At 68.5% G+C, this 13,618-nt stretch carries 7 protein-coding genes and 3 pseudogenes; 3 read left to right on the forward strand and 7 right to left on the reverse strand.

Features of this window, described 5'->3' with window-relative positions:
• Positions 1-248 (reverse strand): annotated as a pseudogene (locus ACWD0Y_RS33850) (IS6 family transposase); the annotation flags it as partial.
• A gap of 259 nt (positions 249-507) precedes the next feature.
• The gene (locus tag ACWD0Y_RS33855; RefSeq protein WP_450264102.1) at positions 508-1,173 is read right to left on the reverse strand and encodes a TetR/AcrR family transcriptional regulator; all 666 of its coding nucleotides are present in this window, start codon (positions 1,171-1,173) and stop codon (positions 508-510) included.
• 115 nt (positions 1,174-1,288) lie between these two features.
• On the opposite strand from ACWD0Y_RS33855, the gene ACWD0Y_RS33860 reads away from it, so the two are divergent.
• The 3 genes and pseudogenes from ACWD0Y_RS33860 to ACWD0Y_RS33870 all read left to right on the forward strand — a co-directional run.
• Entirely contained in the window at positions 1,289-2,422 is a 1,134-nt protein-coding gene (locus ACWD0Y_RS33860) for an epoxide hydrolase family protein (protein ID WP_450264103.1), read from the forward strand.
• 313 nt (positions 2,423-2,735) lie between these two features.
• Positions 2,736-2,936, forward strand: a pseudogene (locus ACWD0Y_RS33865) (transposase); the annotation flags it as partial.
• Between the two features lie 102 nt (positions 2,937-3,038).
• Positions 3,039-3,266: pseudogene (locus ACWD0Y_RS33870) on the forward strand (transposase); the annotation flags it as partial.
• 646 nt (positions 3,267-3,912) lie between these two features.
• On the opposite strand, the gene ACWD0Y_RS33875 reads toward ACWD0Y_RS33870, so the two are convergent.
• From ACWD0Y_RS33875 to ACWD0Y_RS33895, 5 genes are all read right to left on the reverse strand, one after another.
• Positions 3,913-4,488, reverse strand: coding sequence for a LuxR C-terminal-related transcriptional regulator (locus ACWD0Y_RS33875; RefSeq protein ID WP_435842129.1), 576 nt, complete (start codon positions 4,486-4,488; stop codon positions 3,913-3,915).
• A 496-nt stretch (positions 4,489-4,984) separates the two neighbouring features.
• Positions 4,985-7,768, reverse strand: coding sequence for a helix-turn-helix transcriptional regulator (locus ACWD0Y_RS33880; RefSeq protein WP_450264104.1), 2,784 nt, complete (start codon positions 7,766-7,768; stop codon positions 4,985-4,987).
• Between the two features lie 585 nt (positions 7,769-8,353).
• Positions 8,354-11,257: an ATP-binding protein gene (locus tag ACWD0Y_RS33885; protein ID WP_450264105.1), complete on the reverse strand. Its 2,904-nt coding sequence runs from the start codon at positions 11,255-11,257 to the stop codon at positions 8,354-8,356.
• A gap of 526 nt (positions 11,258-11,783) precedes the next feature.
• Entirely contained in the window at positions 11,784-12,539 is a 756-nt protein-coding gene (locus tag ACWD0Y_RS33890) for a thioesterase II family protein (RefSeq protein ID WP_093804096.1), read from the reverse strand.
• 376 nt (positions 12,540-12,915) lie between these two features.
• Positions 12,916-13,618: phosphopantetheine-binding protein (locus tag ACWD0Y_RS33895; RefSeq protein ID WP_450264106.1), on the reverse strand; the 703-nt coding region annotated here is incomplete at its 5' end.

Consider the following 13,618-nt stretch of genomic DNA (forward strand, 5'->3'; position numbering starts at 1 on the left):
CCGCGCGCCAGAGGTACTTCCGCTCGCCGTTGACCGTAAGAAAGACCTCGTCCAGGTGCCACTTGCCGCCCGGCCTCGCACGCCGGCGGCGCAGCGCGTTGGTGTAGGACTGCCCGAACTTCGGACACCACCGGCGGATCGTCTCGTGGGACACGATGACGCCGCGCTGCAGCATCAGCTCCGCCACCTGACGGAAATGACAACGGGAAGCGGAAGTACAGCCACACGCAGTGGGAGATCACCTCCACCGGGTACCGGTGCCCCTTTGTGCGACGGCGGCATACTACCCACGGACAACCCCCTCCACCATGATCAACCCACCCCGCCAGCCAACGTGACAATGCCCTCTACTGGACACACCCCTCTTCCATTCTGGTGAGTGTCACCGTGTCGATGAGGGTGTTCTCGCCGTCGGTGTCGACCCACGCCTGGATGATCTGCGGGGATCCGTCCGGCATGAGGGTAGTCACGAAGCAGAGGGCCGGTGTGTGTAGGGCGTCGAGCAGGTCATTCGGCAGGATCATTGGTGGTGGCTTTCTTTTCACGCGGTGCCGCGGGGACGCCGAAAAGGCGATCGATGAGTTCTTCCTCCGGTTGCCGGGCGGGCAGTTCGGCGTGCTGGAGCCCGGCAAGTGCCACGGCCAGAGCGCGTCGCCACAGATTCGGGTCGATCTGCCGGGCGGCATCCATCACCGCACCGACCATGAGGTGGACTGCCACCAAGTCGGCCGGCGCAACCCCGGCCGGTAGCTGACCGGCGCGGATCGCCCGCTGGAGCAGATCTGCCACGAGTGGTGTGATCTGAGCGCGCCCTCGGATCACAAGTTCGCACGACTGGTAGCCGCCGCGCAGCAGCTGGCCAAGGCCACGGTTGCCCGCCTCAAGCTCGAACTGTCGCTCCATGAACCAAGTGAGGCCGGCCCAGGGATCGTCGAACCGACGCGCCTCCCGAGCGAGCTCGACCACGGCGTCGATATGTTCGGCGAACAAGATGTCCACGAGTTCCTGCCGGTCGGGAAACCGACGGTAGACGGTACCCATGCCGGTCCCGGCTGCGGTAGCGATCTCCTCGTACGTCACCTCCAGCCCGTTGCGAGCCATCAAGGCGTGTGCTGTCTCCAGCAGGAGCTGCCGGTTGCGCTCCGCGTCGCGGCGCAGAGGGGGGCGTGCCATGCGTGCACCATAACAAGTGGAAACTTGCCTATCAAGTTGAATAAAAATTCCACTTTTGTGGTTACGGTGGTCTCCCGCCCCCCGTCCAGGGAGATATCGCATGTCACCTCAGCCCATGACCGTCGAGCCGTTCCACGTGGCGGTTGCCGACCAGGAGCTCGACCGTCTCGCCCGCCGACTCGCCGATACGCGCTGGCCGGACCAGGAAACCGACTCCGACCAGGGCCCGCGGCTGGAGCAGATCCGGGCGCTGTGTGAGCACTGGGCCACCGACTACGACTGGCGGCGCTGTGAGAGGGAGATCAATGCCCTTGGGTCGTTCCGAACTGTCCTCGGCGGTGTCGGCGTGCACTTCCTGCACGTACGTTCGCCCCAACCGACGGCTCTTCCGCTCCTGCTCTGCCATGGATGGCCCGGTTCGATCCTCGAATTCCGGCACTTGATCGGGCCGCTGACCGACCCCGTCGCACACGGCGGCCGGGCCGAGGACGCCTTCCATGTCATCGTTCCCTCGATGCCTGGCTTCGGATTCTCCGAAAAGCCCACGGCGACCGGCTGGGGAGTTCCCCGGATCGCCGACGCCTGGATCGAACTCATGGACCGCCTCGGCTACAGCAAGTGGGTTGCGCAAGGAGGCGACTGGGGATCGGCCGTTGTAGAAGCGATCAGCCGCAAGACGCCCGAGGGGTTCCTCGGCATGCATGTCAACTTGCCAATGGTGTTCCCCACTGCCCAGGAGATCAGCGAGGCGACACCGGACGAGGAGCGCATGCTGGCCAAGGCGCAGAACTACCAGACGTGGCTGGACGGCTATTTCAAGGAACAGTCCACCAGGCCGCAGACCATCGGATACTCTCTCGCTGACTCGCCTTCCGGGCTGGCCGCGTGGATCTATACGCTCTTCCAGGACGTCACCGACAGCGACGCCAATCCCGAATCGGTTGTCGACCGTGACGAGATCCTGGACGACATCATGATGTATTGGCTGCCCAACGCCGGAGCCTCCTCAGCACGCCTGTACTGGGAAGCGCGGCGAGAGCTGCCCACCCCATCCGGACCGAATCCCGTGCCGGTCGGATTCAGCATCTTTCCGGGTGAGGCCATCCAGGCTTCGCGAAGGTGGCTTGAACGGCGGTACACCAACGTCCTGCACTACCGCCAACTCGACCACGGCGGGCACTTCGCGGCTCTCGAACAGCCCTCCGCCCTGACCGAGGAGATCCGGACGACGTTCCGCTCACTGCGGTGAAATGAGCTGCCCGAACTAGACCTTGGCTAGGTCGGGCTGCCTGCCGCCACAAGACGGCGGGTGACATGCGGGACGAGCGCGGTGCGGTGGGCGGTGAGTAAGCGGAGGCAGACGGTGCTGTCAAGGGAGACGGTGTTGGCATCCTCACCGACACCGGCCTCCGACGCCAACCACCATGACGACATCAGAGGGTGTTACTGATCTTTTCGTAAGTTCAGTAAGCCCCGTTTCTAATGATGTGGTGTCGCCCGTTCGTGAGTGATGGGACGGTTCCACCCTCAGGTCATGTCGCGTGCATGATGAAGTCGTGGACATGGAACGGACGCCGTACGCGACCGACTCGTCCGACGAGCAGTGGTCGCTGATCGAGCCGTTGGTCACCGCGTGGAAGCAGGAGCGGGTGGCGCAGTCGGCAACGGGAGGCCCGGGCTCCTGCGACCTGCGGGAGGTTGTGAACGCGATCTTCCATCAGAACCGGACGGGCTGCCAGAGGGCATCTGATCTAGGTAGTTGGTAGTTAGGGATGGTTTTGTGACTGCTGGCGTTGGCGGTCGTCGGGTGGTGTGTGAGCGCTCGTCGTCCGCACCGCAGTGATGTCTCCGACGCCCGCTGAGCCTTGATCGAACCGGTCTTCACTGCCTGGCGAGCCAGGCGAAACGGACCCGGCGCGGCGGCCCGGGTGCACGATCTTCGGGAGATCGTCAACGCGATCCTGTACGTCAACCGCACCGGCATCCCGTGGGAGTACCTGCCCCAGGAGCTCGGTTTCGGCTCGGGCATGACGTGCTGGCGGCGCCTGGCTGCGTGGAACGAGGCCGGCGTGTGGGACCGCCTTCATAGCGTGTTCCACGGGCGACGCGGCAGAAAGTGCGGCCCGCGTCGCGAGAGGCCGGGACATCTCTCTGCGTCGCCCTGTTCAGCCACCATTCAGGGCGAAATATCACCTGCCGGGACCCTCCGCCGCCCCTCCGGCAAGCACCGGTCAAACCGGGCAGCAAAACCACAGGCGGGGAATCCCAAACCCCTCGATGGTCATTCCATACGGACACCGGTCATCCAGAATTGGCCATCCGGCACAATTGCCGAGGTTACCGAGGAGACCTCACCCCTCTACTCCATCACACGCACACATGAACAGACGAAGTGAAGCCTTTTACCGCAGTCCAGCGACGCGAAACAACAGGCACACGAACGGCCGCCTTCCTCTGCCCCTTACCGCATCCTTACGCGCCGAGCGCGTTCTTTTGAATGCCACAGCAAGCAGGCGACTACAGACGCGCAAACGGTCCCACAAGGAGGCGATGCCGTTGAATGTCAAACTATTCCCGTAAAGGATACCGACGAAAGGCCGCACCCGGGGAAGAGACCGGCGTGCCGGGCAGAACGCAGAAACCCGCCGGGCCGTGGTGTCCTTTCCCACGGTCCGGCGGGTTCCTGCGGTGGCGATCCGCGGCGGACGGGGTCGTTGGCGGCCGGCTCTGCCCGCGGTGCTACTTGACGAAGTCCTCGACGACCTTCGGCGGCCAGGTACCGACGTTGAGGACGCCCATGGAGTAGGCGCGGGAGACCAGGGCAGCCCGGTTCGGCACCCGCAGCTTCCGGAGCAGACCGGTCACGTGGTACTCGACGCCCTGTCGGCTCAGGTAGAGCCTGGAAGCCAGCGGGATGGTGGATTGACCCGCGGCTATGCCCTCGAGGATGCGCGCGTCGATCTCGGAGAGGATCTTCTTGCGATGGGTCACGACGCCTGCGTCCTGCGAGTCGTCCGAGGAGCGCATGAGCACCAGGATCGCTGCCACATCGGGGGTGTCCCCGCTCACGGCCGCGGCAGTGAGCGTTCCGGCGAAGGCGGAGTCCTCCGGTCCCACGGCCACCACGTGCGAGGCGAACCGCTGGCGCTTGCCCTCTACCAGTCGGGAGAACTGACGCATCAGCGGCTGCTGGACGCTGGGGTGCACCAGGTCCCGGAAGTTCCGGCCGCAGACGTCGGCCGAGGAGTCGCCGAACCGCCGGAAGAACTCCTCGTTCGCCTGCTGGACGGTCAACATCGGGTCGAGCGAGGCCATGCACAGCCCCGACTGGTCGAACCGCTGGGCGTGCGCGTATCCGTTCTGGCCGGATTCGAGTTCACTTATGATGCTCTGCGCCGAATCTGTGGGTACAGCAATCGCCATGAGGCCGCCATCCTTTCAGGTCCCCCGATTCACTGAGAATATTAAGCATTTTCGCGCGAGTGGGATAAGACCGCCGGTCGAGCCTCATGCACCCTCATCGACGATTATCCATTACTGAATGGAGAGTAGGTAGTGGCATGGTTACACGTCAACAAGACCCTTGTTCACACGGCTAAAGCTGTGGTCCGAACCATGGATGGTTCGGTCCTCCGCGAACGCGCCGGCACGGGAAGTGCCCGAGGTGCCGATCGGGGCGGATTGACGGCTTCCACTCAATTCCGTCCGACTTGAGGTTCCCTTGAGGTTAGCAGCGATGCGGCGGGCGTGATCGATCGAAACAGTTACCGCGACGTTCTGTAGCACGCCGTTAACAGTTAAGGGTCGAAGCCTACGTGGGAAGGGCGTCCGCCAGCTCATGGCGGCCCGAGATGCCGAGCTTCCGATAGGAATTCGTCAGATGTTTCTCAACGGCCCGTAAACTCACTCCAAATTCATCCGCAATTTCCTGGTTGGTAAACCCGCGGTTCACCAGCGTGATCACCTTGCGCTCGCTGCGGGTGAGGATCACCGTCCTCGGCTCCGCGGGCGCGCCCAGGCCGTGCTCGGCCCGCTCGACCAGCCATGGCGCGCCGCAGGCCGCCGCGAGGGTGCCGGCCTCGCGCAGCACGGCCTCCGCCTCGGCGCCGCTGCCCAGTTGCCGGCCCAACAGCACCAGGGTCCTGGCGAGTTCCAGCTCGAAGGACGAATCGCGCAGTACGGTGACCGCTTCACGCAGCAGGGGAACGCCTTGTGCGCCCTGGAGCCAGCCCTTCAGCCGCAGAGCGCGCCCCAGCGCCGCGGGCGCTCCCCACGCCCTGGCCCAGACGAGCTCCTCATCGGCGAGCCGCAGGGCGGAAGAGGAGTCACCGAGGCGCTGGTAGAGACCGATGGCCTGCGGACGCCACGGGAAGAGCGCCGAGTTCCGCCACCCCGATGCGCCCAGTTGCCGGCCGCACGTCAGCAGGCTCTCCAGGGCCTGCGCCCGAAGTCCCCGCTGGGCGTCCACCGACGCCTGCAGAATCCGCAGCGAGGCGGTCAGGGCCAGACCTGCCAGCCTGCGCCGCCCGGCCCTGGCCAGGACCTGCTCGCTGAGCGCCGGGTCCCGCAGTTCGAGCACCACGGAGGACAGGATCATCGTGGACACCTCGCGCCAGTCCGCGTCGGCCATCGCCAGGGCGCGCTCGACGTACTCACGGGCAAGGGTGGGTTTGCTCTGGGAGACCAGGACGAACGCCCGCTCCGCGAAGAGGAGCACCGCGTCGGCGCCGGCCGTGTTCTGCCGCCGGTTCTGGTGTTCGGACGACAGCCAAGAGGACACGACGTCCACCGCCTCGGCGGCGAACAAGGTGACCACCACCAGGGGAAGCAGCGTGTGCGCGCGGCCCGGTACGGCCGGCTCGCGCTCCAGGATCCGGTCGGCCGCGCGGGCCGCGTCGGCCGCGGGCAGACGGCCGGTGAGCGTTCCGGAGAAGAGCAGCACGGCCAGCAGTTCACGTTCGGCCGCGGAATCCAGCGCGGGCTCGTCCCCCAGACCGCTCAGCCGCTCCATGGCCGAGGCCAGCTCGCCCGGGTTCTCGTGCCCGTAGTGCCGCAGCCTGGCCTCCAGGCGCAGTCCCAGCTCACGCGCGGGGCCGTCCCGTTCGGCGGCCGGGCCCAGCCCTTCCGAGGCACTGAGCAGCAGTTCGGAACAGGAGGAGTGCACCGCACCGAGCGGGGACGGCGGTATCCGCAGGACGGCGACGGCCCGGTCTTCCGGCGTCGTCAGCAGCGGTACGGCCTGCACGATGTGGCGCCGGCATGCCTCGTGGTCGAAGCGGCTCTCCGCGATGGCCAGTTCGACCAGCAGCCCGGCCCGGGTCTCGCCCTGGTCATGGTGGCTGAGCAGCACGCGGCGCAGATAGCAGGCGGCGCGCTCCGGCTCACCCTGCCGTATCGCGTATTCCGCCGCGGCCCGCAGCACCGTCGCCGCCCAGGGGCGGACAGTGCCGGTGACGGCCATCAGGTGGTCGGCGACCTGCTCCGCGGGGCGGCCGTTGGTGTACAGCAGGTCCGCGGCGGCGGCGTGCCTGCGCTCGCGTTCGGCCACTGACAGGGTGGATTCCACGGCGTCCTGTACGACGCGGTGGATGAAGCGGGGCTGGAATGCGTCGGCGAGCAGCCCCGTCTCGCGCAGCGCGCGCCGCGCAGCGCCGAACCCGGGCGCGTCCAGTCCGGCGAGCTTCCTGATGAGCGCGGGATCTCCGTGGCTGCCGAAGGCCGCGATCGCCACCGCCACGTCGCGTACCGCCCGTGGCCGGGTCCGCAGATGACTCGCCAGCCGTTCCCGGAGCCCCGCGGGCCGCAACGTCCGCACCCGGTCGGCGTGTTCGGCGGTCGGGGGGTGGCCCCGTGCCTCCATGTCCAGCAGAAGTGATGTCAGGAACAGTGGGTTGCCGCGGCTCACTTCATAACAGGCGCGTACGTACTCCTCGTGTCCGGCGGCATCGTACCGTTCTCGGATCATGGCCCGCGTCGCGTCGGGCGACAGCGGCGCGAGGCGCAGTGTCTCCGTGGCGGCGGAGGCGATCCGCGGTACCAGGACGTGACCGGTTCCCCCGTCGCCGTCCCGCAGCGTACAGACGAGCACCACCCGAAGTCCCCGCAGCCGTCCGGCCACGTCGGCGAGCCAGCGTAAGGAGGAGAGGTCCACCCACTGGAGGTCGTCGACGAGGATCAGCAGCGGGGCGTTCTCGCTGGCGTCGGCCAGCAGGGAGCGCAGGTCGTGCAGACATTCCTCGAACACGGCCTCGGACGGCGGGTGAACCGTCGGCGGGTCGACGGCGCCGAACATCAGCCGGCCCGCGCGGTCGGACCGCTGCGCCCACCGGTTGCGTTCGGTCTCCGTCGCGCCGGACAGCAGGCTGTCGAGCAGCTGTCGCACCACGCCGAAGACGAAGTCCCGCTCCATCGGCGCGGCGTTCGCCCGCAGTACGCGTACGTCCGCGGTGCAGACGGCACGGGGCAGTTCACGCAACAGTGCGGTTCTGCCGATGCCGAGTGGTCCCGACAGCAGGATCACGGAGGAGTCGCCCTCTCGGGCGGCACTCAACGCGGCCGCCAGTCGGCCCAGTTCCCTCTCCCGCTCAAGAAGCATCTCTCGGCCGATCTCTCATCTTCCCTACCGCGAGGCGCAGTTCCCGGCGCCCGGCGGTACGGAGCTTTCGGCGGGCAGCGCCCCGTCGCGGCCGCAGGGTGCGGCCGCCCTCGAAGAGCGGATCGGCGACCTCGCGGTTCCCGTGTCCTCGACCCGTGCGGACCGCGGTGTGCTGTCCGGCGGCCGGGAGCGCGCTCCCCCGCGGAGGCGCGGTGGCGTCCGTCGGCCGCGGGCAGGTCGGCGTCAGTGGCCGGAACCGAGACGTCCGCGCGGTGTGCGGGCAGCCTCCACGGACCTCTCTTGTCCGCTTAGGCAACGATGTCATGAGTCGACCGACCAGGCAGTCGGCCCGTCCACTCGCGGCCTCGCGAGGCTGGGCGCAGAGCGGACGCGGCCCGGCAGGGCGGACGTACTGGACGGTCATGAGAAGCAGGGCGTCTCGCGCACGGCATGGCCGCACACGCTGCCGGTCGGGCGCGTTCACGCCGTCCCGGCGGTTGTCCGGTCCGTATGCGGGCTCCAGGGATCGCACCGTCGGATACTCGTTTGTCCGGCCAGTCACACGTACCGCCCCGCCTGTTCGCTTCAGCGTCGCCAACGTGATTCGGATGTCCGGCCGGGGCGCTGCCCGTCGGGGATGTCCGGTGTGCGCAGAACGGAACCGAGTTCGGTCCGCCCGCTGACCCCCAGCTTGCGGTATACGCCAGTCAGATGAGTTTCGATGGTACGTACCGTGACGAACAGGGCCTCCGCGATCGCACGATTACTGGCCCCGGCCGCGGCGAGGCCCGCCACCCTGCGTTCCATACCGGTCAGCATGTCGAGGGGCGAGGCGCTCATCTTCCGCATCCTGCCGCCCGCGGTGACCAGTAACCTGCGGGCGGACCCGCCGAGCGCCAGTGCCCCGCAGCGCTGTGCGAGGTCGGTGGCGGTGCGCAGATGCTCTCGGGCGCCGCGCTGGTCGCCCGTCTTCAGCAGGGCGCGGCCGAGTATGAACTCGGCCTTGGCGTGCTCCACCCTGGCAGGCGAGTCCGCCAGGGCGGCGACCGCTTCGGTGAGGGTCTCGATGCCCGTACCACCGGGAGCGATCACCCCGCGGGCGAGCGCGGCGAGGCCGAGCGCGCGAGGGGTACCCCAGCGCTGGGCCAGCTCGGTGCCGTGCGCGACCATGTCCCTGGCTTCGTCCCCCCGGTTCATCACCGCGAGCAGGCAGGCCGCCTCGGACCACCAGGGTGCGAAGACCGGATTGCTGAACCGGGATTCCTCGAGGGACCGGCCGCACTCGAGATACAGACCGAGGGACGCCTCCCAGTCACCGAGCGCCCATCGGGCACGGGCCTGCGCCATGAGACTCAGGTGGTACTGAAGGACGTACCGCTCCAGGCCGGCGCGTTTGATGCCGCGGAACACCGCCTCGGCCTGTTCGGCCTCACCGCGCTCGACCAGCAGGGACGCAAAGGTGATCTGCGGCAGCGCGCTGCCGCTCCCCCACCGCTCCGCCCCGATGATCTCGACCGCGGTCTGCGCGTCGGCCAGCGCGTCCGGGAACGCGCCCGCGCCGTGCAGCACCAGAGCGCGGGTGGACAGGGCGAGTACGAAGGTCCAGACGGCGGCGTTGTCCTGGCTGCGCTCCAGCGTGCGGTCCAGCGCGCCCAGCGCCCCGGTGACCTCGTCGGCAAGGCTGAGGGCGAAGGAGGAGACCAGCGACGACCAGGTCTCCAGCTCGCCCCCGGGCGGAGTGAGCGCGCAACGGGCCTGTTCGACCGTCTGCTCCGCCGAGCGGCCGTCCATCGCGGACAGCACCGTCATCATCGCGAGCATCTGGCGCTGGGCAGGCGTGTCTCCGGGGGGCGCGGTCAGCAGCGCGGCCCGGTCCAGAGTCGCCGCGACCGTCGACTTCTCGTCCGCCCCGACGATCAGCAGAGTCGACTCGACGAGTGTGTGCAGCTCACGGTCGGACAGGTCCGACCGGGGCCCCAGTTCGGCCTCCAGCTCCGCCAGGACCGCCTCGAGGACCCGTACACCTTCGAGCGACCGCTGGACGGCCAGGCAGACCATGCCGTACCGCACGGCGGCCATGGCCCTGGTCCGTACGTCGGCGGCCCGTCCCAGCGCCTCTTCCAGCACCAGGATGGCGTCCGCCGGATTGGTCTCCGCGAGCGACGCCGCCATCTGGATGCGCAGCGGCACACTGTCCGGTTCCGCCTCCAGCGCCCGGCGCAGATAGCGCACCGCGGACTCGGGAGCGCCACGCCCCTCCGCCTGGGTGGCAGCCTCACGCAGCACCGCCGGCATCCAGGGTTGCGTCACGGCGGGAAGCAGCATCAGCCGGCCCGCCACTTCCTCGGCGGGCCGGCCCACGTCGCTTAAGAGCAGGGCGGCTCTGGTGCGCAGCGCGGCCAGCGCCTCGGTGCCGAGGGGTTCGAGCGCGGCCGAGCGGACCACGTCGTGCACCAGGTCCGCGCGGTCCGCGGCCAGCACCTCGGCGCGCCGCAGCGCGACGACGCCTTCCGCGACGAGCGCGGGGGGCACCTCAGCGAGCATGCCGACCAGTTCGGGGGTCTCCTCGCCCAGGACCGCGATCGCCCTGGCCACCTCACGCACCCACAGGGGCTGGCTGTCCAGCAGCGCGATCACGGAGGACGCGATCACGGAGCCGCCCACCTCGGCGACCCTGCGCACGCCTTCCCTGTCCGGTTGCACGCCCTCGGCGCGCAGCTCGCCCAGGAGCCGGCTGAGCGTGAGGGGGTTGCCGCCCGAGACGGCGACGGTGCGCTCGACGAAAACCGGATCGACCGACGTCCGGAAGATCTGCCGGGCCATCTCCCCGACGGCGGACCGGCTGAGCGGCGCCAGCCTCATCACGGTGGGACGGTGCTGCGCCGCGATGTCGGCCAGCGCGGAGGGGGCGACCGGTTCGGCGTCACTGCGGTGGGCGAGCACCACCAGCAGCGGAAGTTCCTCCGCGCGCCGCAGCAGGAAGTCCACCCAGCCCAGGGAACGTTCGTCGCACCAGTGCACGTCGTCGAGCACGAGTACGAGCGGGCGGTCCACCATCAGGTTGGCCGCGAGCCAGTACAGCCCGTGCAGCACCGGGTAGGCGGCGGAAGCGCTCGGGTTCTCCCGGTCGAACTGTCCGGACATGAGCGCGGGCAGAGCGCGACGGGCGGGTCCGCGCAGCAGAGGGGAGTGCCCAGCTCCCGCACCGTTCAGTCTCAGCGAACCGAACAGCTCACGCACGCCGCCGTATCCGGCCTCCCCTACGACTTCGCCGCAGGAGCCTTGCAGCACGGTCATGTCACGGCAGGCTTCGCTCTTGAGGAACGCCTGGAGCAGGCTGGTTTTCCCGATGCCCGCGGGACCGGACAGGATGACCAGCCCCGCGCGCCCGGAGCGCGCGGCCTCGGCCTGCCGGGCCAGCACCCGCAGCTCATGACTGCGGCCGACCAGGGTACTGGACAAACCGGAGAGATCGGCCTGATCCAGCATCGAGGTCTCCTCGCATCTCGGGGAACGCAATAGTCCGGTGACTCGTCGACGCATTCCGCCATCCCGCAAAAGCAGTTGAAACGATCAACGAGCGTGAGATTACATGATCACAAAAAACCACACCATAAAGCGACACGAGCGCGCCCGGAATGCGGCGGTCACCTGGCGCAAACTTGATCAAGCACCGCTGTCCGCCGATCGCCGTCGCGCCGTGAAGGCGCCGTCTTCAGGCGCGCCGGAGTACCGCCACCGGTGCGCGCGGCGCTTCCCGGGCCCGGACACGGCACCCGGCCGGCCCGGCGAGAGAGCCACGGGACGACCAGGCGCAACGGGGTGGCCGGGCGAGAGGCCGTCAGCACGGAGCTCGATGGGCACAAAGGGCGTGGGCATGGTCCCGCACCTGGTCACGGGCACGACGGACGTCATGTCTGTCTCGCGGTGACGGTCACCCAGGGGGAACCAGTCACCGGCGACACCCGTCACACCACGCCCCGGTCAGTCCGAGGACCGGCCGCTCACGCGCCACTCACGTCCCGGCGGACAAGTGCTTGCGCAACAGCGCGATCACCGCCGGAGCCTGCGCACTCAGGTAGAAGTGCCCGCCGGGGAAGACCTGCAGGTCGAAGGCGCCCGTGGTGTGGCGGCTCCAGTCCTGCGCCTCGTCCAGCGTGGTTTTGGGATCGTTGTCGCCGGTCAGCGCCGAGATCGGAACGCGCACCGTACTGTCCGGATTACAGCGGTAGGTCTCGATGGCCTGATAGTCGCTGCGGATCGCGGGGAGGATCATCCGCAGAATCTCCTCGTCACCGAGCAGCGCGGTGTTCGTGCCGGACAGCAGCTTCAGCTCCGCGACGATGCCGTCGTCGCTGAGCGTGTGCACGTTCTCGTCGCGGTGGCGGGACGGCGCGCGCCGTCCCGAGGCGAACAGATGGGAGAGTTCACCGCCGTCGGCCTCGAATCGCCGCGCGACCTCGAATGCGATCGTCGCGCCCATGCTGTGCCCGAAGAACGTGGTGGGCCGGGCCCGGAGCTGCTTGCGCAACGCCTCGTAGACCTGATCCGCCAGGACTCCCAGATCGCCGGGGCTGGTCTCTTTGCGCCGGTCCTGACGGCCGGGGTACTGGACCGCGAACACCTCGGCCACGGAGGCCAGCTGTGCGGAGACCGGGAAGTAGAAAGACGCCGAGCCACCCGCGTGGGGGAAACAGAAGAGCTGTTCCGAGCTGTCCGGTGCTGGATGGAAGCACCGTGCCCAGAGGCTCTCCTCGGTGGACATCGTCATCGACTTGCATCCTCCTAGGAGTGGGCCGGGCGCACTGAACCGCACAGCGGTCCGAATGGCCGGGCCGATGTCACGTGAGCATGCCGGGACGTGGGCCACCGCGAGCGCCTTGCCCTCGCCGACGCGACCGAACGTCCCATGCGGTACTCCTGCCGAACAGAGCGGACGGAGGACTGGCGTCGCCCGTCTCACCGACCGCTACTACCGGCCCGATGGCCGACGCCCTCCATTCCACTAGGCAGGACAGTGGGAAATTCCCTAGTCCCTGCGCGGACATCGGTGAGAAACCCACTCGTCAGTGCACGAACCGCCTGCGGGATCCCGGCCGGCAGGGGCTCCGGGAGAGGTGTCCTACCCCTTCCGGAGCCCCCGCCGTTCAGGACAGTCCGAGCTCGTCGTCGAGGAGGGCGAACACGTCGTCGTCCGACGCTGCCTCCAGGTCGAGCTCGCCGGAGTCCTTCGCAGGCTCCTGCCGCAGGTCGGCCCACTTCGTCCGCAGCACCTCGATGCGTCCGGCGACGTGCTTGAACTCCTGCGCGTCGACCGTCATCTCCGTGATCGCCTTCTCCAGACGGTCCAGGACGGCAAGCACCGATCCGGCGCCGCCGACCTCCTCCGTCACCAGTCGGGACCGCAGATGATCCACGACAGCGGTGGGGGTGGGGTAGTCGAACAGCAGGGTGGCCGGCAGGCGCAGCCCGGTGGCCGCGTTCAGACGGTTCCTGAATTCCACCGCCGTCAGGGAGTCGAAGCCCAGTTCCTGGAACCGCCGCGTGGTCCCTACCGCCGACCCGTCGGTGTGTCCGAGGACTGTGGCGGCCTGATCACGGACCAGCCCCAGAAGAACGTCACGGCGTTCCTCCTCCGGCATTCCTGCCAGCCGCTGCCCGAGCGACTCGGCCGACTGCGGAGCAGCGGTCGCCGTGCGCCGGGAGGGCGTACGGATCAGACCGCGAAGCAGAGCCGGTACCTCACCCTGCGCCCTGAAGGCGGCCAGGTCCAGCCGCGCCGGCACCACCACAGTCTCGCCCGTGGCGAGTGCCGTGTCGAACAGGGCGAGGCCCTGCTCGACGGAGAGC

The organism is Streptomyces altiplanensis (assembly GCF_053591575.1).